Below are 21760 nucleotides of genomic sequence, written 5' to 3'. Positions count from 1 at the left end.
AGCGGGAGAGGGCGGGTCGCGGCCGGCCCTTCTCCGGGAACAGATCAGGAGGCCTTGCTGCCGGAGCCGGACTGCATGGCCTTGGGCAGGTAGTACAGCACTACGCGGTTGTCCGGCGTAAGGTATTTACGGGCGACTCGGCGAAGATCTTCCCGGGTAACACGGCGGTAGCGATCCAGCTCGGTATTGATGAGGTTGGCGTCGCCGAAATACACTTCGTAGTCGGCCAGCTTCTCGGCAATGCCGAGCATCCGGGCATTGCCGGAGATAAAATCGGTCTCGATCTGGTTCATCACCTTCAGGAATTCGTGTTCCGGCACGGTATCCTGCTTTACCAAAGCTACCTGGGCATCGATGGCCTGCTGCAGCGTATCCGGGTCCACACCCACGTTGACCACCCCGAGGTTCAGAAACAGCCCGGCGTCTTCGAGCGAAAGCGGCACCACCTCGATACCGGCTGCCAGCTGCTGCTGATCTTTTACCACGCGCTGCAGGCGGGCGGAAGGACCGCCGGCCAACAGCTGCGCCAGTACATTAAAGGCGTAATAATCCGGGGTACCCTGGCGGGGAACGCGGTAGGCCTCGATAACGGCGGGAAGCTGGATGTTGTCGTACACCGTATCCCTGATCTCATGTCCCAGCGGCTGAACCTGCACCTGAGGACGACGTATGGGCTTGTCCGAAGCCGGTATGGAACCAAAATATGCGGCGACCAGCTCGCGTGTACGGGCGGTATCGATATCGCCGGCTATGCTGAGCACGGCATTGCCGGGCACATAATAAGTATGGTAAAACTCGATGAAGTCGCCCAGCACCGCTTTGTTGAGATCTTCCATGCTCCCGATGGGTACCCACTGGTAAGGCGTGCCTTTAAAGGCGCGCTTGCAGACCTCTTGCAGGAGGGTACCGTAAGGGCGGTTGTCCACCCGCATGCGCTTTTCTTCCTTGACGACTTCCCGCTGGGTGTTTACCCCTACCGTATCGATCTTCCCGTGGAGCATGCGTTCGCTTTCGAGCCAGAGGGCCAGCTTCAGCTGGTTAGAGGGCATGTTCTCATAATAAAAGGTGCGGTCCTGGCTGGTATTGGCATTGAGCTGACCGCCGGCGTTGCTGACATATTTCATGAATTCCCCGCGCCGGATATAGGTCGACCCCTCAAACATGAGATGCTCAAAAAAATGGGCAAAGCCGGTTTGTCCGGGTTTTTCGTTTTTGGATCCGACATGGTACAGCACCGTCACCGCTACCACCGGGGCAGTGGTATCGCGGTGGAGAATTACTTTCAGGCCGTTGGGCAGCCGGTAACGGATAAAGTCAATATTCCGCTGCTGGGCTTTTCCCGGAAGCCAGCACAGGAGACCGAGGAAGAGCGCGCCAAAGATTTTCTGCATGCGTTCATGAATTAGGATGGTCAGACAATTAGGGATGAAAATGCGGATCGAAAGTAAGGATTTCTCAAAAATGGCCCGCGAGCCCGGAAAAAGCGCCGGGAGATTTTTAAAATATTAATAATTGTGTAATATGAATTATTGATCCAAAATAATCAATTTTAGATCGATAGTCTTTAAAATTACAAAAACAGCTTCAAAATTCACATTTTATTAAGTTATTGATTCTCAATTAATATTTCGTCATTCAATCTTTATAAAATACAAATTATAATTATTTTAATGTTTATTTTCGTAATTCAGGATTGAATTACATACTTTTACCCTTGATCCTAAAAAATCAATAAAAATGGAACGTTTTTTAGATTTAATCTAAATAAATGTCATTTATATGAATGATATAAAGTTTAGTCTTACTTTTGTGAAGTAATTATAAATTATAATAACATGAAAAAAATAACGCTTTCTGAAATCGCACCCTTCCTCCTGCTGGGTATCATATGCCTCATCGGCATTTTTGTTCCGGTATTGCCGCCGATAGCCGATACCGGGAAATTCGATTCGGGAGACGTGGCCTGGATCATCGTGGCTTCCACCCTGGTATTTCTGATGACCCCGGGGCTGGCCTTTTTCTATGGCGGCATGGTAAACCGGAAAAACATCATCTCCACCATGCTGCAGAGCTTTGTCGCCACCGGCCTGATCAGCATATTATGGGTAGTGGTGGGCTTCAGCCTCGCCTTCGGGGATTCCCTGCACGGCATTATCGGCAATCCGGTCTCCTTCTTTTTCTTCAAAGGGGTCTGGAACGGAACGCCCTGGGCCGGAGCGCCGACCATACCGCTGCTGCTCTTTGCCCTGTTCCAGATGAAATTTGCCATCATCACGCCGGCCCTGGTCGTGGGCGCGGTAGCGGAACGCATCCGCTTCAAGGCCTATGTGCTGTTCATGGTGCTCTTCAGCCTGCTGATCTACGCACCCATCGCGCACTGGACCTGGCATCCGGACGGCATCCTGGCTCAGCTGGGCGTACTGGACTTCGCCGGTGGCACCGTAGTACATATTTCCGCAGGCTGCGCAGCCCTGGCCGGGGCCATGGTGCTCAAACGCCGCATCGCCCATGTGGAAAAACAGGAAAATACCCCTGCCAATATTCCTTTCGTCCTGCTGGGAACCGCCCTGCTCTGGTTTGGCTGGTTCGGCTTTAACGCCGGCTCGGCGCTGGCCGCCAACGCGCTGGCCGTCTCTGCCTTTGCCACCACCAACACCGCCACCGCCGCTGCAGGCCTGGGCTGGATATTCTTTGATAACATCCGCGGCCGCAAACCTTCCGCCATCGGTTTCTGTGTGGGCGCCGTAGTGGGCATGGTCGCCATTACCCCGGCCGCCGGCTTCGTGGGCATCCCCCAAAGCGCAGCCATCGGTCTTGTTGCAGCCATTGTTTCCAACATGGTTGTACACTGGAAATCGAAATCTTCCCTGGACGATACCCTGGACGTATTTCCCTGCCATGGCGTAGGAGGGATGGTAGGGATGCTTTGCACCGGCCTGTTTGCTACCACCGCCGTAAATGGCGCGGGAGCCAACGGATGGCTGTACGGCAATTTCAGCCTGTTCCTGCACCAGCTGCTGGGTATGCTGATCGTGGTATCCTACAGCTTTATCATGGGATGGCTCATCTTCAAGTTCATCAACTTCGTATATCCGATACGGGTATCCGCCAAGGAAGAAAAACTGGGTCTGGACATCAGCCAGCATGACGAGCAGTACGGGGACACCTCCCGTATTACGCTGCACAGCGATCCGGTATCTTCCGTGGAAATGGAGATGGCCTGATCCCAGAGACGAGACGCACCGAATACATCGTTTTTGAGCGCGCGGAGAAGAGCTTCACCCGTTTATTGGTCCTTTAAAACCGTGTATTTATGAAAAATTTACTCAGCGTGCTTTTCGGTGTCTTTATTTGTTGTTCAGCGGCTCATGCCCAGGACAGCACAAAGGAACAATCACCGCCCTTGCTTTCGGGTTATGCTGACGTCTATTACAAGTATAATTTCAACAAAAATGAAACCGACAATAAAACCAGCTTCACCAATTCCCACAATTCCTTCGAGCTGGGCATGATCTCCCTGAAGGTCCAGCATGCCTTCGGAAAGGTGAGCGTGTATGGCGACCTGGGTTTTGGAAAAAGAGCGGACGAGTTTTCCTATACCGATGAAAAAACGTCGCTGGCCATCAAGCAGCTCTATGTCAGCTACGCGCCGGCAGACTGGGTGACCCTGGCGCTGGGAAGCTTCGCCACGCATGTCGGCTACGAGCTGGTGGATGCGGACCTCAACCGGAACTACAGCATGTCTTACATGTTCTCCTACGGGCCGTTTTCGCACACGGGACTGAAAGCCACTTTCAAGGCGGGGGATCACAGCTTTATGGTCGGCGTCTTCAACCCCACCGACTATAAATACGCGCCGCCGGACAGCAAGAAATACATCGGAGCACAGTGGGCCTTCACCCCTTCGGAAAGCGGCTTCAGCTCCTACCTGAACTATATCGGCGGGGAGGACACCTCCGGATTACGGAACGACCAGCTGGACGTAGTGCTCAATTATACGGTCAGCGACCATTTCAGCCTGGGTTATAACGGCACTTACAGCCATTATAAATTCGAAGACAATAAAACCGCATGGTGGGGATCGGCGCTCTATCTGAACGGCGATTTCACCGAACATTTCGGTCTGACGCTGCGCGGGGAATATTTTTCGGACAAAGACGGCGTAAAAGTATTCACCGATGCGGCAGCTTTCCCCGACGGCGGCAGCGTGCTCAGCTTCACGCTCTCGGGTAATTGCAAGATAGGGGGCCACCTCCGGCTGGTTCCGGAAATACGGCTGGACCAGGCTTCGGAAACCCTGTTCAACAAGGGCAACGGCAGCCCCACCCAAAGCTCGCCCTCGGCCCTGTTCGCCGCTATCTACAGCTTCTGATCTCTTACCTAACCCTGTTTTGAAAGCGCGGCTGCCCGGCCGTGCTTTTTTTGCTATGCCTCCCGCTGAACAAAACCGGTCGCTTACCTGTTCCAAAAGAGTCAGCAAAAAAATAGCTATGTCAGCAAAAGTTGTTTACATCACAGGGGGCAGCAAGGGCATCGGTAAAGGCATTGCCGCCCGTCTTTTGGAAGAAGGTTACCGCGTAGCCATCAGCAGCCGAAACCTGGAGGCCGCCCGGGAAGCGGCGGCAGCATTGGGCGGGGAAGCGGCCGGCGTGCTGGCGCTGGAGTCCGATGTGCGACAGGAGCAGGACGAGCAGCAGGCCGTGCAGCGTATCCTCCAGAAGTGGGGGCGGCTGGATGTGCTCGTCGCCAATGCCGGGGTAGGCATCTTCGCCCCGATCGGGGAGCTGGATGCCGGCGCCTGGCGGCAGACGATAGATACCAATCTTACCGGTGTGTTCAACAGCGTAAAAGCGGCACTGCAGGCCATTCGCGAGTCCAAAGGGTATATCATCACCATAGCCAGCCTGGCCGGCACCAATTTCTTTGCCGGCGGCACCGCCTACAACGCCAGCAAGTTCGGGCTGGTCGGCTTCACCCAGGCCCTGATGCTGGACCTCAGGCAGGAGGATGTAAAGGTCACGACCATCATGCCCGGATCGGTGGCCAGTCATTTTCATGATCACACCCCTTCCGAAGCCGACTTCTGGAAGATACAGCCGGAGGACATCGGCCAGCTGGTGCACGACCTGCTGCAGATGCATCCCCGGGCCCTGCCCAGCAAGGTGGAGATACGCCCCACAAAGCCGCCGTCGAAATAAATTTTCCGCGCTACAGGGGCAGCTCCAGTTGCGGGAGCAGCCCCTCGTGCTGCAGCAGCCATTTCTTCCGCCACAGCCCGCCGCTATAGCCGGTAAGGCTGCCGTCGCTCCCGATCACCCGGTGACAGGGCACGATCACGGGCAGCGGGTTCTGCCCGTTGGCCCGGGCCGCGGCGCGTATCGCCTTTTCGTCGCCCAGCCGCTGCGAAAGCGCAAGATAGCTGATCGTTTTGCCAAAAGGTATCTTCAGCAGCTCCGTCCAGACGCTGCGCTGGAAATCCGTTCCCTGCATTTCCAGGGGAAGGTCAAAGCTTTTCAGCCGCCCTTCAAAATAGGCCTCCAGCTGCCGCAAAGCCTCCCGGGTCACGGCATTGGGCCGATCGTCCTCTTCCCGCGCCTTCATAAAGTACGCCAGCATCAGGCCGGTATCGGAGGCCCCCAGCTTTATCCAGCCGACAGGACTTTGGTAGAAGAAGTAATACGGTGTATGCAGAAGGGTCATGATCCAAAAATACGGGTTTCTCCCGCAAACCCATTGCGCAGCCCCGAAACAAAAAAAGCAGGGCTTCCGGAGAAACCCTGCTTTTATGCTAAAAAGTAGCTTCCTTACCAATGCAGGTTCTGATGCAGGTCGGGATTCAGCTGCAGCTCCTGCGTAGGAATGGGGTACAGGTAATCCCGGTCTTCCCGGAAGCTCTTTGTGATGTCGCCGTTAATGATCACCCTGCCGCCGCTTGCCCCATGCTCCAGCGAGATATCGCTTCCCAATTTCAGGTATTGCACGCCGGGCTGGCCGGCCGGCTTATCCCCGGTGTAGATCACAAGGTCGGTCTTGCCATCGCCGTCGAGGTCGAAAGAGCCCGGTCCCGGAAAGTAGGTACCGTAAAATTGCTCGGCGAGGAGATGCCCTTCTTTCCAGCGCATCAGGTCGTTCCAGCGGAAATTTTCCATGACCAGCTCTATTCTTCTTTCCCGCCGGATCTCCAGGATCACACCCTTATTGTTTCCATCCAGGTGCTTATACTGCCCGGCCAGATAAGGATCGGGATGCGCGTTAGCCGCTGCCATGTCCAGGCCGGGCATGCCAACGCGACTTTTCAAAAGATTTATCGACCGGTCAATATCCGCCTGGGTAAGCACGCCCATTTCCGCTCTGGCCTCCGCAAAATTGAGCAGCGCTTCCGCATAACGAAAGATCGGTATGGGGGTCACCGAGCCGGATATTTTATCATGCGTGGCATCCAGCACATATTTGATCAGCTGGTAGCCGGTGGCGGTAGCGGCATAGTCGGGTGCCAGCTTCACCGTGCTGTTGATCCGCATATAACCCGGGGTACGGATGGTGCCGGCCAGGCGCGGATCTCGGTTCTCCATCTCCCGGTAAAACTGTATGGTGTCATAACCCATCCTGTCGGTGAAGCGGGAGCCGTCCTTCATCAGATAGCTGTTGACCAGCTTTTTCTCCAGTCCCGGTTTTCCATAGGAAGGCGATACGGTATAATAGTTTACATCGTGATATACCTGCAGATCCGCATTGAAGGTTCGGGCAAGGATCATTTCAGTGGCAATGGGCGTTTCGGCGGTAAAAAGCTCCCAATAAGCTTTGTCGGGCGTGCTGGTATAGAGCTTATAGGGACCGTAGCTCATCAGGGTATCTGCAGCATCGGCAGACTGCCGCAGCAGCCCGGCAGCACCCGTGCTGTCCTTTACGAAGTCGTCCCCGAAATGGTATTTCCTAAAAGTGCCTTCGAAAAGGCATATCCTGGACTTCAGGGCCAGGGCCGTCCATCTGGTGACCTGTTCGGTGGAGGCTGCGGATGGTAAATGGGCAACGGCGTAATCGAGGTCCGCCACCACCGAGTCGATGATAAGGCTCCTCGGGTCGCGGGGCTTCTGCAACAGTGCTGAGTCGTTCGATGCTATGGAAGCGGAATACCAGGGCACATCTCCGTAACGGGCTACCATATTGAAATAAAAATAGGCACGAAAAAACCGGGCAACGCCGACATAAGGAGCCGTGATATTGTCCGGAAGCCCACCGAGCTGATAATTCTGCAGGAAGAAATTGATGTTCCGCAGCGCGCTCCAGCTACGGGCATCGCTCGAGCTCCAGCCGGCATCGGTAACGGGTACGATCCGGTCGCCCGTCATCTCGCTGCTGAGCGTGTTCACCACGATATTATCCCATCGCTCGTTATAGATATCGCCGGCCGCCGGCAACAGGTCATAAAACGAATTCGTATACAGCTTCAGCTGGTTCTCACTGTTAAAGCTGCTGCCCGGGGACAGCTGGGAAAGCGGTTCCCGGTCCAGGAAGTTCTTGCTGCAGGAGGCCAGCAGCGCCGCGACCAGCGGAAGTACAACAATAAAGGATTTTATATTTTTCATTTTTTCTCGCTTTTGGTGAACCTTAGAAAGTAATATCCAGCCCAAAGGAATAGTTCTTCATAAAGGGGTAGTTCCGGGCGTTGTTATCGCCTCTGCTCCCGTTGGGATCGGCGGATACCTGTTCCGGATCCACGTATTTGGAATGCAGTCCCGTCGCGGTAAACAGGTTCTCCCCGCTGAAGTAGACGTGTACCCGGTCGATCTTCCAGCGCTGGATAAGCGACAGCGGCAGGCTATACCCCACACTGAGGTTCTTCAGACGGATATAGGCGATGTTCTGGATATAACGGGTATTGGCCACCTGGAGTTCCGTATTGCCGTTGAGGGCCACATATCCCCTTAGCTTCGGAAAATAGGCGTTAGGGTTATCCGGGCTCCAGATGTCCTTCTGGATATCTTTGGGAATAAATGAATAATAAGGCCGCCCGTAAGGTCCCCAGAAGAAATAGGTCTCGTTGCCCGGGTACCAGTCCTGATGCCCAACCCCCTGGAAGAACACGGAGAGATCAAAGCCGTTCCAGCTGGCGCTGGCGGTGATACCGAAGTTATAACGGGGCAGGCTGTTGCCGATGATCTTCATATCGCCGTGATCTGCAAGGGTGTTCTGCCCGTTGTTGATGATGCTGTCTCCGCTCAGGTCCACGAACTTCATATCCCCGGCCTGCAGCTTCTTGCCGTCGCCGGGCGATTGCACTCTTTCCTTGTTGACAAAGTCCTGATTGACGACCTCTCCGTAGGCCTGTGCTTCCTCATCGGTCTTGAAATACCCGTCCACCGTATAGCCCCAGATATCGCCGATCCTTTCTCCTACATAATGATTGTTCAGCTGCTTCAGCGGGTTGTCAAAGCGGGTGATATGGGACTTGAAATCGGAGAGCACAAAACCGATGCTATAGGAAAAGGGCTTGTCGCTTACCGTTCGCTCGTCGTTCCATTGCACCGAAAGTTCCCAGCCCTTGCTGTCCAGATCGCCGGCGTTCTGCTTGGGAGAAGCGGCCCCGAAAACGGCAGGCAGCGTTTTTCCGGCAATGAGCATATCCAACGTCTTCCGGTCGTACCAGTCGAAGGTCACGTTGAGCCTGTTTTTCATAAAGCCCAGGTCAATACCGATGTTGGCGGAGGTGGTCCGCTCCCAGGTCAGCTCGGGAGACACGGGACTGCCTACCCTGAGGTACTGGGTCTTACTATCGCCGGTGAGCCAGCTGGACAGACCGGTGCTCATAACGGGAATATAGGGGTAGTTGCTGTTCCTGAGGTTGGCGCTGAGCGATTGGTTCCCCAGGGAGCCGTAAGAGCCGCGCAGCTTCAGCTCGGAGACTGCGCGCTTCAGGGGTGCGAAGAACGGCTCTTCGCTGATGCGCCAGCCCGCCGATACGGAAGGAAAAAAGCCAAAGCGGCTTCCTTCCGGGAAATGGGAGCTGCCGTCGTAGCGGCCGTTGAGCTCAAGCAGGTATTTGTCGGCATAGCTGTAATTGATCCGGCCAAAAAAGCCCAGCAAGGCCCATTCCACGGAATTGCTGCCTACCTGCTGGTCGCTGGTGCCCAGGTCCAGCGCGTTAAGGTCCTCGGAAAGCAGGTTATTGGCCCTTCCGTTAACGGTGTGGTATTTTTTCAGCTCCTGGTTGTAGCCACCCAGTATCTTCAGCGCATGCTTACCCAGGTCTTTGGTATAGGTAGCATACGCATTGACGACGTGATATTGGTCCTGGCTGGAGGATTCCGAATACCAGTCGTCCCCGATATAGTCGGTCTGGCCCGGGTAGATGGACCACGGCGACTTTGTGCTGCGGTGAAAATTGGAATAAGGGTTCAGGTCATAGCTGTAGCTGCCTACTATGCTGAGCTCCGGGGTAGGCTGTAAGGTCAGGCTCACCGTATTGGTAAGATCGAACTCCTGTTCCTGTGATTTGGCCTTCCCGTACTGCAGCTGCACATTGCGGCCGTCGGCGATGCCATAATTGTTCAGCTGGCTCCTGTAGGTAAAGGTACCGTCCGGGTTCACCGGAACATAAGAGGGCAGGGCATGAACGCCGAGATAGATGAAAGCAGTATTGGGACCGCCGTTGGAACCGTCGCCGGGATAATTATAGGTATTGGCGGCAAATTGCAGGTTGTTGCTAAGGGTCAGCCAGGGTGTGATATGTGCGTTGATCTTTGCACGGAGGTTATAGGCCGTGTATTTATCACGGTTCATCTGCATCATGCCAAGCTGCTGGTAATAACGGCCGGACACCAGGAAGTCTATCTTCTCGGACCCGCCGGTAAACTGCAGGGAATGGCTCATGGATGGCAGGGTTTCGCGGAAAAAGTAATGCCACCAGTCCGTATTGCCGTACCATACATACTGGTCGCGGCCGCCCCGGTTCTGCACCACCACGGAGGGCAGCGAATGATCCGTCTGCCGCTTTTCCAGCTCGGCATAGTCCTCGTCGGTATAGCCGGTATAGCTGTTACCGGTGCTGATCCTGAAGGCCTCGTCAATCAGCTTGGCCGTCGCATAGCCATCGGTCATAAAATCATGCGGGGTGGTCGGTGTACCAAAGGAGAAATTATTGCTGTAAGAGACCTTCAACTTACCCTGCTGCCCCTGTTTGGTCGTTACCAGGATCACACCGTATGCCGCACGGGCGCCGTAGATAGCCGCCGAAGAAGCGTCTTTGAGCACGGAGATAGACGCCACATCCAGAGGGTTGATCAGATTGATGTCGCCCGGTACGCCGTCGATGAGCACCAGCGGCGAGCCGCTGTTGACCGAGGTATATCCCCGGATGTTGATCTTTCCCTGGCTGCCCGGACGGCCGTCATTGAAATTAACGCTCAGGTTGGGCACCAGCCCTTGGAGGGCCTGGGTGATATTGGCGACGGGACGGTTCTCCAGCATCTTGGAATCGATCTGGGCTACGGCCCCCGTAAGGTTGGCCTTTTTCTGCGTACCGTACCCGACGACCACTACCTGGTTAAGCGAGGTGGAAGAAGCTGCCAGCACAACCGTAATGCTTTTCTGGCCCGCCACCGCTACTTCCTGGGCCTCGTAGCCGATATAGGTAATCCGGAGTATTGCATCGTCCGGGACCTCCAGGGTAAAATTACCCTGTGCGTCCGTAGAGGTGCCCAGGCTGGTCCCCTTTACATTCACGGATACCCCGACCAGCGGAGCGCCGCTTGCCTTATCTATCACGCGGCCGGAGATCTGCTGTACCGCAGCATTTGTCCCGTCGGGCATAATCACGACGAGATTATCTCCCAGCATGCGGTATCGCTGGTTGACGGACGCCAGGAGGGTATCCAGTACCCGTGGAAGGGGAGCGTTGCTCACTTCCACATTTACCTTCAGGCCGGTGGGGAGCTTCCGGTCGCTGAAAATAAACCGGTAATCCGTCTGCTGTTCGATCATATGCAGTACCTTTTTCAAGCCTGCATTTTTCAGATTAAGCGTAACCCTTTCCTGCGAATAGCCGGTGGCGGCCGACGCCTGGAAACAACCCCATAGCAGCAGAAAGACGGATAATTTCATAATGAGCAAGCACTTGAGAAGGGGCCGCGAAGGACAGCCCACGCTTGGAGGATCGAATTTTTTCATAGTTTTGATCAATGCGGGTGATACAATGGGAATGCCGCGCCGTACCAAGGAGAGCATTCCTGTTGACCTGTCGGGCGGGAGTGCGTCAACACTTCCCGCCCTCTTGTTGTAAACCTCCTTCAGGAAGTATCCATAAAATGTTTTATTGGGTTTAAAAGATCGTGATATCGTTACCTTTTATACGGTAATGAAAAGACTCGGTCATCTGAAGGGCTTCCAACGCCTGCTCAACGGTTTCACGGGTAAAAATACCGGAGAACCGGTAGTATCGCGGAGCCTCCCGTTTGAAACGGATATGAACGTCATACCAGCGCTCCAGCTGAACGGCCAGCACTTCAAAGCTTTCATCACGGAATACCAGCTTATTTTCCACCCAGGCATTTTCCGCCACAGCGGAACTGTCCTCACCGGGGAGATACAACGGCTCGCCGATGCTTACCCTGGGCAGCTGGTGCCAGTCCGGCGAGGCAGCTTTTTCTTTTTCCTTATGCATCAGGGCAAGGCTGTCTGTAGCCCGCTGGTTACGCCATACCAGCTTTTCATTGGGCTTCATCCGGATTTTTTTTGAAGGATTGCTCCGAAGGCTGACCTCTATGGCCCCCTTCAGCAGCGTAGTTTCGTAAGTAGGGTCTCCGGGATATGATTTTACGTCGAAAGCGGTACCCAGCACCTTGATGTCAAGATCATTGGCGTGAATCACAAAAGGATGTGCAGCCGCCTTTTTCACTTCAAAAAAAGCCTCGCCGCTGAGGTATACTTCCCGCGTATGCTTCCCGAATCTTTCCGGATAGCGCAGCCTGCTGTCCACATTGAGCCAGATCCCCGTACCGTCTTCCAGCACAATATGCCGCTTTTCTTTTCTGGGGGTGGAGAGCGTAATCCATTTTACGGTCTCGCTGTCCCGGGAAAAGGGTTTGTACCGGTAAAGCAATGCTCCCGCCAGGATCAGCAAAAGCAGGACAGCGGCGGCCAAAAACGCCTGCCTGCGAAACCGGGGCCGGCGTTTACCGCGGGCCGGCTCATGGCTCAGACGTTCCTGTACCAAACGGTAAGCCGCGGACGGATCTACGCCGCCCATTCCATCAGGGCGGTGTTGCCAGAACCGCCGCAACAGCTCAAATTTTTCCCGCGCTGCCGTCGAAGCCTGCAACTCCTCATTCAGCTCTTCCTGCTCTTCCCGGGTAATGTTTCCGGAAAGGCAGCGGGTCACGAGGCTTACAAACCTTTTATTGTGCATATTGACGGTTATATCAATAAGGACAACAAAAAAGCCCGGAACACGGACAAGGGGGAAAAAATTTTTGAAAGGCCTAAAAGAGGCTGCCGAATAACAGCAGCATGCTCCGCAGCTCATTATTGCGGAATCTCCGGGGGGCGGAGGAAGGAGAATTATCCAGCACATCCTGCAGCTTGCTCATGGCCCGGAGCAGCTGGGTCTCCACCGTACGCGGAGAGATACTCAGGATCTCAGCCACTTCCTTATGCCGGAATCCCTCTTCCCGGACAAGTTTAAAAACCGCTTTACATTGCGGGGGAAGCGCCTCCACGGCTTTGTCCAGTCTGAAAAGCAGCTCTTTCCATTCCATGGCGCATGCCGGGTCATGGGAATCGGTCAAGCGGTGGCAAAAATTTTCCGGATCGGCGACGAGCCGCATCCGCGAGAATTTCTTGAGGTAATTAAGGGATTGATTGCGTACCGAAATGAAAAGATAAGTGCCGATATTCCGGATAGGGTCCTGCCGGGAACGATTGTTCCATAACCGCACGAAAACATCGGATACGATCTCTTCCGCCGAGGCTTTTTCGCCAACATAATCGGCAGCAAAGCGGACGAGTGAAACATAAAAATGGGTGAAAAGCCGCTCAAAGGCGTGCTGGTCGTCTTCCAGACAGCATTTTTGCCATTGTATGTTCCAGATATCCTCTTTCACATAGCAAGTCTAAGATGAAATTAGAAAACGGGCAAGGTCTGCCGTCTAAAGTAACGATAAGTTATTCGTTTTTTTTCAAAAAGTTCATATGCTGCCGGAAAACGCAGCCGGCGGGAAGGACGCTGCAGGCCAGGGGGCGAACCTGCTTTAAACAAAAAAAGGACGATGAAAAATCATCGTCCTTTCACGCTACCTTACCTTAAAACCTACTACTACACTTTATATGTATGCTCTTTATGATCTCTTCTGCTATGCAAGCGTCTTTTTCCGCACCGGACCCGGATGCCGGCTCATCGCATCTTTGCGTCCGCCGCCGGTCCGGAAGCCGCCGCCGCTGTCCGCAATCCTCTGAAAAAGGTTTCCTGCAAAAGCCTGATCCGCCGCATAAGCACGCTGATGTTACGCTTTTCGATCCGGCTGAAATGCTGGCACTTTTCCTTCACCCACATCATCCTCAGTCCCAGCATTGCATCAAAAAATATCTCCGCCGTTAACTTCGGGTCGGTATGCTCATCAATCTCTCCTTCACGGATACCCCGGCTGATCAGCTGGGCCATAAACCCCACTTCCGCCCGGCGGAAAATATCAAGCCCCTGCTGCGCCAGACAGGTACGCCCTTTCGGCGACCATTCGAGAATGCCCAGCAGATGCTGGTAACGGATATAGTTCTCTTCTTTCAGCCGCAGGTAATGCTCCAGCAGCTCATCCATGGACAAGGGCTCTTTCATCAGCGCCTGCAGGGAATTTACCGAGGTTTGCACCACCCGCTCCACCGCAGCGATACAGATGCTTTCCTTATCCGGAAAATAATAATACAACAGTCCCTTTGATATCTCCAGGTCACGGGCAATCTCATCCATCGTTGTCTTGGAAGGGCCAAAATGTGCAAGTCTCTTCAAGGCAATGTCCAGAATCATTTCCCGCTTGAGATCCTGCTCCGGCATATTGTATTTTTGACTTTTTTACGCTCAGAGTCAAAAGTAGAAAACTTTGGAATATCCACCAAAATTTTTTCACCGCCCGGACAGACATACGCCGGGCTCCCTTATAAAAACACGCGGCCGGAAAAACCGGCCGCGTGGAGTACATCCGCAGCGCATCTGTGCAGACAATATGATTATTTAAAATCCCTATTTGGCCGGGACCAGCTTCACTTCTCTCAAATCAAAGATGGAACCTTTTTCCCTTTTGGAATTTGATTTCAGCACAATGTCCTGTACTCCCCCGGACAGGCGAATGGATCCTACCTTCTTTGTCCTGTAGGTAAACCAGGAGCCGGTCGGCGCCACTTTTCCGGTCACCTTTTTATTTCCGGATTGCAGCACAAACGATTTCCCCGCCTCCTTATCCGACACCGACCATTCGAGATATACGTCGTACCTCCCCGCTTTTGCTACATCCACCTTCCACACCGCCTGGTCCTCGGTATTGAACCAGCCGAACGCCTTCCACTCCGGCATGTACTTGATATGCTGTCCTACGGCGCTGCCCAGCCACGAAGAGAGGCGATAGGTATTGTCCTCGCCGGGCCGGATAAGCTCCTGATGATTAGCTTCGGGTCTTTTATCCTTAAATGCCGGCGGCATTAATTCACCCACCGCATTTACAATGATATCTTCCACCTCCGGCGCAAAGGGTGCAGGCTTGTTGTACCAGTACATGCTGCTTTCTCCTTCATAACCGCCTTCTTTTACCACCCGCCGCGATGCGATATAACAGGGAACATCATTGGAATAACCGTTGACCCAAAGCCGTTCGGCGCCGTATTCGTTCTTCAGCCGGATCTCATAATCCACGACCACTTCACCGCCCAGGTTTACCATGACCATCTTGTTTTCAAAATTCCATACCTGGACGGGATAATCGAGCGTCGCCGGTATGGTCTCCCCTCTTTCGAGGCGCTCCAGGGCCAGACGGGCGTAATATCCTTTTACGGTTTCGTCCTTCGTCAGCTCGATCAATTCAGGAACGGTGGGCACCTTGGAGAACGGCAGCTTGATCCACTTCATCTTCCCGGCAGGGGGGCTGTTCAGGGGTTGCAATGCGGCGGCCACCAGCTTATCGACGTTGTCGGCAATCTCCTGTCCGTGCTGCTTCACATCGTTCAGGCTGCCTCTTGGCGCCGGATTGGCATCGCCGGCACAACCCAGCGCGATCAGGGCGGTAGCCCCCGGATGCCGGGTCTGAATCACACGCTGCGCTTCCCCGATCCAATCGCCATGAATTTTGTGCACGTCACCCCCCAATGTGGTTCCGTGACATGCATAATTGACAAAGACGGCCTTTAACCCTCCGTTAAGATCCGTAACCCGCAGCATGGGCAATGCCGGATCGACCGGACCTCCCTTCGTGCGGCGGTTGGCCGCAAACAAAGCCTGACCCTGCCCCCAGGACACATACGCAGGTTGCCGGTTTTTCAGGGCCGCCACCGCTACGTCCTTCAGCTTCTGCGTCAGCGCTTCGGTATATTGCGCAATATGGATCAGCTGCTCCAGGGCCAGCAGGGAATCGGTGAAGTGGCCGCCCCTGGCCTGCAATATATTGATAAGGTTACCGACTTCGGGCCCGCCGTGCGTGTGGGACGCACAAATGACAAGCTGGGCAGGATCAATCCCCATTTTCTGCGAAAGGAAATCGGAGACCTGTTTGGTGATCCTCCAGGGTATGCCCACCAGATCCACCGTAATCAATACGGCGGGATGCTGCTGGTCGCTGCCCAACGCCAGCGCCTTTGCAGAGATAGGCTGCAGCACACTGTCCGTCTCGGCGCTGGACCGGGCTGCATATCCGGCCATACGGATGGGTACCTGGGGGGTGATATCGACACTGGCTACGCCAGCATCCATGGGCATCTTCCCATCCACCTGCTGACCATAGGCAGTCTCCCCGCCGAGCAGACCGGCAACCAGTAGAAAAAGAACAAGCGCCGTTCTGAAACGCCTGTCGATAAGCGTGCATATTGATTTCCGTAGCATAATGAATCCTATTTGATTAAGTGTTTTTTTATTATTCTCCCTGCCGGAGGAACGACAGCAGGTCGGCCATCTGCTGTTTATCGATCTTCTTTTCCAGACCCAGCGGCATGGGAGACAGCTTCAGCGCCTTTAACGATTTTATATCCTGGCGGGCGATATTGCTCGTATGTCCGTTGGCGTCACTTAAGGTGATCGCGGTAGGGGTCTCTTCGGAAATGATCCCCTGTGCGGACTCGCCGTTATTCAGGCTGACATCCCAGCTGTCGTACCCATGCGCAATGGACCGGTTCGGATCCAGGATATTGATCATAATATCCGAAGGCGCCCAGGCATGAACCGTACCCAGGTCAGGACCGAATGCCCTTCCTTCCTTACCCCGCACCTGATGGCACACGGAACAGTTTTGCTGGAATATCGCTTTGCCCTTTGCGGCATCTCCCTTGAGGGACAATGCGGCACGGTAATCTTTTATCACGTTTTCCCGTTCATCGCTCTTTTGGGTAAGTAACGTCCTTGCCCGTTTTCGGAGTTCCATATTCCCCAGCGATCTCAGCCGGACGCTTTGCGACCAGCTGATCTCGCCGGTGTTGATCTTTCCGGACGCCACCGCATTGAGCAGCAGGTCGATCCGCCGGTCATCGGACATAAAGGCGTTGATCGCTGCATTCCTCAATTCCGGAGAAAGGGTCAGCCATCGCTGCAGGATATACTGGCTTACTTCCAGTCCCGGCACGAGACTGAGCGCACGCAAAGCCGCCAGCTGGACGGGCAGGGGTTCCCGGGGAACGATCAAACTCTTCAGGAGCGACGAATAGGATGCCGGGCTTTGCAAAGCCAGAAAATCGATAGCGCCCGCCCGCTGCTCTTCAGGCAGTTTCGCATCAGCAGCCATCTGACGGGCTTTTTGGAGGGTCTTTTGGGTTTGTGCGCCCGGAGAGAGGCCGATGACCTTCAATATATTCAGGGCGCCTTCTCTTATCGGCATAGCCGGATGCTCCAGGCAACTTTGCATGAGGAGCGCACGCTCCGCTTCTATTCCCGCAGGAAGGTCTTTCCTGCTCCCGAGGCCTTCAGCCAGTCCTTCAAGAAGCGGGGCCTGCCATCTTCCCTGCGCGGCGGAGACGGCGGTGGCTTCGCGGACGTACGGTTGCATGACGGCGGCGGGCTGGCTCTTCCCAATAATGGCGCTGAGACTTTTTACCAGCAGGGCGTAAGCGGCATTGCCAGCGTCAAACTTCGCCAGAACGGCATCCAGCAAGGCAGTGGCCTGGGATGATGATGCGCTCAACGCGGCCAGCTGGACCCACTTGTCGTTAATATCCCTGAACAAGAGCTGTTGTCTTATCTGATTGACCTCCGGGGTATCGAGGAACCCTAAGGTCAGCAGCAGCTGAAATCTTACTTTGCGATCGGGATCGTCTTTCAGCGGCAGCAACGCGGCAGCGAGGGAGGGATCGGCGCTCAAATGGAGCTCGGCAAGCTTTATGGCATTTTCCCGGATACCGGCTTCCGGGTCCTTTAAGGCACGGGTAATTAACGCGGACGAGAGCGTATCCATGCCTTCCAACGTCCACAGGGCATGCAAGCGTCCCATCGGCGATTTCGTGTTTTGCGCCATCTCCGTTAAAAGCGGCACGGCCCCGGCCGGCTTCCGGTCGACAAGCAACCGCTGCGCATTTCGTCTCCACCAGATATTTTTGTCTGCCAGCTTCTCCACCAGCTGTTGGTCCGTTGCATTTCCCAGCTCAAGTCCTTTTGTCCATTCGGGTGCGGCGGCGTCTTTGGCGCTGATGCGGTAGATGCGGCCCTTGTGCGTGCCGTTGTACAGGTCGACCGAATCCAGCACCTCCTGCGACATAAACTCCGGCCCCTCGATAACCTGCCGGTAAAAATCAACCACGTATAGTGCCCCGTCCGGCCCGGTATACATATTGACCAGCCGGCAGTAAGGATCCGTTGACGCGAGAAATTCCTTATGATCCAATATCCGGTTGGCCTTGAAGGTGACCCCGTCGGATGACAGCCGGTCCACATGCACCACATTGCTGACCGGCTCGCAGACAAACGTTACGTCGTGGTTATACGGATCCGGAAAGGCGCCTCCGAGATAGGTGGCAAGTCCGCATGCCGAGGTGAATACGCCCACATTGGTAAGCATCTGATATTCCGGATTCTTGGTGATCGGGAAAACCTCGGAATGATCCGCCAGCGTCTGGATTGCGCTGGGCGCCACCAGATCGGGATTGCGCTGGAGATAGCGGGTGGCGACAACGTTCTGGAAGATGTGATTGCTGTTATTAACCAGCAGGTGGTTGCCCCATGCATCAAATGCCTGTCCGAATTGGGTTTGCCCCGACAGCACCTCCAGCTGCCGGCGGTCGGGCCGGAAACGGACGGAGCTTTCGGGCAGGGCCGTTCCGGCAGTGTCGTCGGCATAGCGGATCCCCGACCCACCCCCGACCGGCAGATCGGCAAGATATACCCAGTTATCCAACCCGTATTCAGGATTGTTTACATTGGCCTCCAGGTTCGAAGTGTCGAATCCGGTAAGTACGACCTTCTTGATATCGGCTATGCCGTCGCCCTGGGTGTCTTCCATATAATACACCTTGGGCGGATCGGTCACCAATATCCCTTTTTTCCAGCGCGTGACGCCCGAGGGCATGATCAGGGAATCGGCAAAAACCGTTCTTTTATCCATTTTCCCGTCGCCGCTGGTATCGGAGAGCATGATGACTTTTCCCAGCCCCGACTTGTTCAGCGGCATCCCGGGCATTTCCACGACATACATGCGGCCATATTCATCAATGGTCATATCCACCGGGTCGCGGACCAGCGGTTCGCTGGCGATCAGCTCGATCTTAAATCCCGGCTCCAGCTGAAAAGTGGAGAGGTCCTCCTCGGCGGACTCGCTGAAGGGAGAAGCGGATTTGTTGTGGCAGCCACTGGTCACAAGGCCGATAACACATAATGAGAAAAGAAGGTAACAGGATTGAAAAAGATATTTTCTGCTTATCATCATACAGGAGTTTGTACGGGTTGTTTATCGTAATGGGATGTCTTTATGTCCGGCAGTCATCTAAAGATAGAGACTCTTTTGCGATGTTGCATAGGCGCATGCGCTTATTTCGCTTCAGCTTCAAGCTGTGTGCTGTAATTGTAATATCCTCCGGCATTGTTGGTCAATGCAAGGGCGCGTATATAATAGGTGGCTCCCGCCTTGAGGCCGGACACGGTATAGGTCCGATCGCCTTCAGCAGGAAGAGCAGGGGCTGCATCCTCCAGTATAATGTCGCCTTCCGGGAAGACGGTGGCATTCGGATAAGCGAAGGTGCTCCAAACCACACCCAGCTTGACGATCTCCTGGTCAGCGTTGATCTTTTTATAATGCATCTTGATTTCCGCGGTAGTGTCGGTAATGCCGGCAAGGGTCAGCTGCAGCCGGACATGCGGCGTCACTTTGATATCGAGCTGCATATCTTTCGAAATAGTTTCCGTGATCGTGTCCTCCACCCTGTCAAATGCCCCTTCCGCAACGATTTTGTAGGTAGCGGGAAAAACGCGGCTATTCTGAAAGGTGCCATCCGGCTTGACCGTATATAGCAGAGGCTGGGTGGAATTGCCCTCATACAGCTTAACAAGGGCGCCGGCGTTGGCTCCGCTTGAAGGTATCAGCTCATTTGTCTGGGCATCCAGTATCTTGCCCGACAACGTCAGATGAGGCATCTCATAATTGTCAATGGTGCAGCCGGCCAGGGAGGACAGCATGAACAGGTAAAATAATTTCGCTTTCATGCGTTAATATTTTGATTTTTTTCTTCGTTTATCTCTTTTCCGGCTTCAATAAACGCCCGGTATTTCATAGCCGGACGGCATTGCGGGCCGCTCCGGAAAGATGATCATGACCCTATTGATTGCCGGCCGGGATTACCACCCGGGATTGTTGACGATTTTGGGATTGGAATTCACATATGCCGAAAGATTACTGTAATAGTCCCGCTGTTCGAATATCCTGGGATAGCCGTCGTCGATAGGATAGCCGTTAACCACCTTGTAGGTGTAGGTATATTTGCCGTTTTCATAGTTCAGATAAGGCCATAGCCCGTGGACATACGTATTTCTGAAAAGATTTGTGCCCAGCCTCCATCTTCTTATATCCCAGAAGCGCTTGTCTTCAAATGCCAGCTCGATCTTTCTTTCATGCCGTATTTTATCCAGGGTCAGCTCGCCGGCCGTCAGCAGTTTTATGCCCGCCCGGCCCCTTATCTGATTAATGGCATCCAGCGCCCCGGTTTTATCTCTTCCCAATTCAACCGCCGCTTCCGCCGCATTCAATAAGATCTCCGCATAACGGATATCGATATAGTTCTGATCCGAATATCCCGGCTCTACCACCCGGTTGGCGATATTCATGTACTTCTTTATATAAAAACCCGTTTTACCGAAATTGCCTGATGAAAACGGCCCGTCGAGACCGACCTGCCTGCGGGAAGGCTCTTCCGGGAAAGGAGAAAGGCTTTCGTACAGCTTGCCTCCGGCATAAATGCCGCGGTATATCTGTACATCCCGGCCCCAGCCCGTAGGGCTGCCGCCATGGAGGACGGAAGCTTCGAAACGGGGATCCTTGCCCTCAAAGATGCCGGTGGGAGAATCGTATTCCTTATCTGTTTTTAAATCCCCAGGCGACCCGTCGATATATTCATAGGATTCTACCATCTCCAGCGTCGGGGCGATAGAGCTGCCGTTATTGGTGGTAAACCCTTCGGGAATATTCCAGTTGTCATAGCTGTGCGCTTTATCGGGGAAACTGTACGCCTTCTGAAAAATGATCTCGCTGTTGTTTTCATCGAGGAATATATTCTGATAATTGGCCACCGGATCTCCGGCATGTGTAGCAGGATCATATTGCTTCGTATACAAGGAGAAATGCTTGCTATCGATGATCTTTTGGGAAGCGTCCAACGATGCGGTGAAGTAGCTTTCCGCCTTATCGGAAGGGATCCCCAGGATTCCTCCAAGCTGAACCTGGCCGTATTTGGCGATAGATCCGGCATACAACATTGCGCGCGACTTCAGGGCGAGAGCGGTATATTTTGTGGGCCGGTTCGCCCCTGCCGCCTCCTGCGTTTCGGGCAGATCCAGGATGGCGCTGTCCAGCTCGCTGGCAATGAATTCCCACACCTCCTCTTCCTTGCTCCTGGGTATCTGAATATCCTCAAGGTTATTGTCGAAATTCTGCACCGTTTTAATCAGCGGCATTCCGCCATATTTCCGGACCAGGTCGAAATAATAGTAAGCCCGGATGAAATGACCTTCGGCGGACAAAGTGCGGATGTCTTCTTCGGAAAGGCTGCTGGTCCCGATCCGTCCGAGGAAATAATTGACATTTCTGATCCATTCATACATACCTGTGTTGAGGGACAGCCACTGGTTGCCATAGCCGCTTACGTAGGTCCCGTCCATAAAGGACGACTCGTCGGTGAAGTTGGACTGATCCACCCGGTTGAGAAAACCGATCGGGATGGCATCGTACAGGTTGGCCAGGTATATATCCACCAGTTCTTTGGATTCCCACACATCGTCATCCGTGATGATGTTCAGCGGCTTTCTGTCCAATACATCCTTGATACAGCCGGACAGCGTTATCAAGAGACAGGCGGCAAATATTTTATTTTTCATAAACCCCGT

Annotated in this window: 14 protein-coding genes; 3 read left to right on the top strand and 11 right to left on the bottom strand. The window is 54.1% G+C overall.

From position 1 onward, the window contains the following. Positions 1-44 precede the first annotated feature (44 nt). Positions 45-1391: a M16 family metallopeptidase gene (locus ABD851_RS01785; protein WP_344974380.1), complete on the bottom strand. Its 1347-nt coding sequence runs from the start codon at positions 1389-1391 to the stop codon at positions 45-47. A 444-nt stretch (positions 1392-1835) separates the two neighbouring features. Between ABD851_RS01785 and ABD851_RS01780 the strand changes: the two genes are divergently transcribed. The 3 genes from ABD851_RS01780 (at position 1836) to ABD851_RS01770 (ending at position 5198) form a co-directional block, all read left to right on the top strand. Next, positions 1836-3224, top strand: a complete 1389-nt coding sequence (locus tag ABD851_RS01780; RefSeq protein ID WP_344974376.1) for an ammonium transporter — start codon at positions 1836-1838, stop codon at positions 3222-3224. Positions 3225-3313: 89 nt separating this feature from the next. Next, entirely contained in the window at positions 3314-4372 is a 1059-nt protein-coding gene (locus tag ABD851_RS01775; RefSeq protein ID WP_344974373.1) for a porin, read from the top strand. Positions 4373-4490: 118 nt separating this feature from the next. Then, positions 4491-5198 (top strand): SDR family oxidoreductase, encoded by a 708-nt coding sequence (locus ABD851_RS01770; protein ID WP_344974372.1) that lies wholly within the window; start codon positions 4491-4493, stop codon positions 5196-5198. Between the two features lie 10 nt (positions 5199-5208). Here ABD851_RS01770 and ABD851_RS01765 read toward each other — a convergent pair whose 3' ends face one another. The 10 genes from ABD851_RS01765 to ABD851_RS01720 form a co-directional block, all read right to left on the bottom strand. Beyond that, positions 5209-5700 (bottom strand): methylated-DNA--[protein]-cysteine S-methyltransferase, encoded by a 492-nt coding sequence (locus tag ABD851_RS01765; RefSeq protein WP_344974368.1) that lies wholly within the window; start codon positions 5698-5700, stop codon positions 5209-5211. Between the two features lie 104 nt (positions 5701-5804). After that, a complete protein-coding gene (locus tag ABD851_RS01760; protein WP_344974365.1) occupies positions 5805-7586 on the bottom strand; it encodes a RagB/SusD family nutrient uptake outer membrane protein in 1782 nt (593 codons plus the stop codon). Positions 7587-7608: 22 nt separating this feature from the next. Beyond that, complete coding sequence (locus ABD851_RS01755; protein ID WP_344974362.1) at positions 7609-11100, bottom strand: SusC/RagA family TonB-linked outer membrane protein; 3492 nt, start codon at positions 11098-11100, stop codon at positions 7609-7611. Between the two features lie 217 nt (positions 11101-11317). Further along, positions 11318-12403 carry a FecR family protein gene (locus ABD851_RS01750; RefSeq protein ID WP_344974359.1) on the bottom strand — a complete coding sequence of 362 codons (1086 nt, stop codon included), beginning with the start codon at positions 12401-12403 and terminating at the stop codon, positions 11318-11320. 73 nt (positions 12404-12476) lie between these two features. Then, entirely contained in the window at positions 12477-13097 is a 621-nt protein-coding gene (locus ABD851_RS01745) for an RNA polymerase sigma-70 factor (RefSeq protein ID WP_344974356.1), read from the bottom strand. A gap of 290 nt (positions 13098-13387) precedes the next feature. Beyond that, positions 13388-14041: a TetR/AcrR family transcriptional regulator gene (locus ABD851_RS01740; protein WP_344974353.1), complete on the bottom strand. Its 654-nt coding sequence runs from the start codon at positions 14039-14041 to the stop codon at positions 13388-13390. 186 nt (positions 14042-14227) lie between these two features. After that, positions 14228-16072 (bottom strand): neutral/alkaline non-lysosomal ceramidase N-terminal domain-containing protein, encoded by a 1845-nt coding sequence (locus ABD851_RS01735; RefSeq protein ID WP_344974350.1) that lies wholly within the window; start codon positions 16070-16072, stop codon positions 14228-14230. 31 nt (positions 16073-16103) lie between these two features. Next, a complete protein-coding gene (locus ABD851_RS01730) occupies positions 16104-19094 on the bottom strand; it encodes a PVC-type heme-binding CxxCH protein (protein WP_344974347.1) in 2991 nt (996 codons plus the stop codon). Between the two features lie 101 nt (positions 19095-19195). Then, a complete protein-coding gene (locus ABD851_RS01725) occupies positions 19196-19867 on the bottom strand; it encodes a DUF3823 domain-containing protein (protein ID WP_344974344.1) in 672 nt (223 codons plus the stop codon). Between the two features lie 132 nt (positions 19868-19999). Then, complete coding sequence (locus ABD851_RS01720) at positions 20000-21751, bottom strand: RagB/SusD family nutrient uptake outer membrane protein (RefSeq protein ID WP_344974341.1); 1752 nt, start codon at positions 21749-21751, stop codon at positions 20000-20002. Between the last annotated feature and the right edge of the window lie 9 nt (positions 21752-21760).

This window comes from Compostibacter hankyongensis (assembly GCF_039541075.1).
Taxonomy (GTDB): Bacteria; Bacteroidota; Bacteroidia; order Chitinophagales; family Chitinophagaceae; genus Compostibacter; species Compostibacter hankyongensis.
This window is presented reverse-complemented; position numbering and strand designations above follow the sequence as displayed.

Coding starts and splice junctions, on each gene's coding strand:
- ABD851_RS01730 (WP_344974347.1), bottom strand. CDS start 19,094: ATGATGATAAGCAGAAAATATCTTTTTCAATCCTGTTACCTTCTTTTC.
- ABD851_RS01780 (WP_344974376.1), top strand. CDS start 1,836: ATGAAAAAAATAACGCTTTCTGAAATCGCACCCTTCCTCCTGCTGGGT.
- ABD851_RS01725 (WP_344974344.1), bottom strand. CDS start 19,867: ATGAAAGCGAAATTATTTTACCTGTTCATGCTGTCCTCCCTGGCCGGC.
- ABD851_RS01735 (WP_344974350.1), bottom strand. CDS start 16,072: ATGCTACGGAAATCAATATGCACGCTTATCGACAGGCGTTTCAGAACG.
- ABD851_RS01750 (WP_344974359.1), bottom strand. CDS start 12,403: ATGCACAATAAAAGGTTTGTAAGCCTCGTGACCCGCTGCCTTTCCGGA.
- ABD851_RS01755 (WP_344974362.1), bottom strand. CDS start 11,100: ATGAAATTATCCGTCTTTCTGCTGCTATGGGGTTGTTTCCAGGCGTCG.
- ABD851_RS01720 (WP_344974341.1), bottom strand. CDS start 21,751: ATGAAAAATAAAATATTTGCCGCCTGTCTCTTGATAACGCTGTCCGGC.
- ABD851_RS01760 (WP_344974365.1), bottom strand. CDS start 7,586: ATGAAAAATATAAAATCCTTTATTGTTGTACTTCCGCTGGTCGCGGCG.
- ABD851_RS01740 (WP_344974353.1), bottom strand. CDS start 14,041: ATGCCGGAGCAGGATCTCAAGCGGGAAATGATTCTGGACATTGCCTTG.
- ABD851_RS01775 (WP_344974373.1), top strand. CDS start 3,314: ATGAAAAATTTACTCAGCGTGCTTTTCGGTGTCTTTATTTGTTGTTCA.
- ABD851_RS01765 (WP_344974368.1), bottom strand. CDS start 5,700: ATGACCCTTCTGCATACACCGTATTACTTCTTCTACCAAAGTCCTGTC.
- ABD851_RS01770 (WP_344974372.1), top strand. CDS start 4,491: ATGTCAGCAAAAGTTGTTTACATCACAGGGGGCAGCAAGGGCATCGGT.
- ABD851_RS01785 (WP_344974380.1), bottom strand. CDS start 1,391: ATGCAGAAAATCTTTGGCGCGCTCTTCCTCGGTCTCCTGTGCTGGCTT.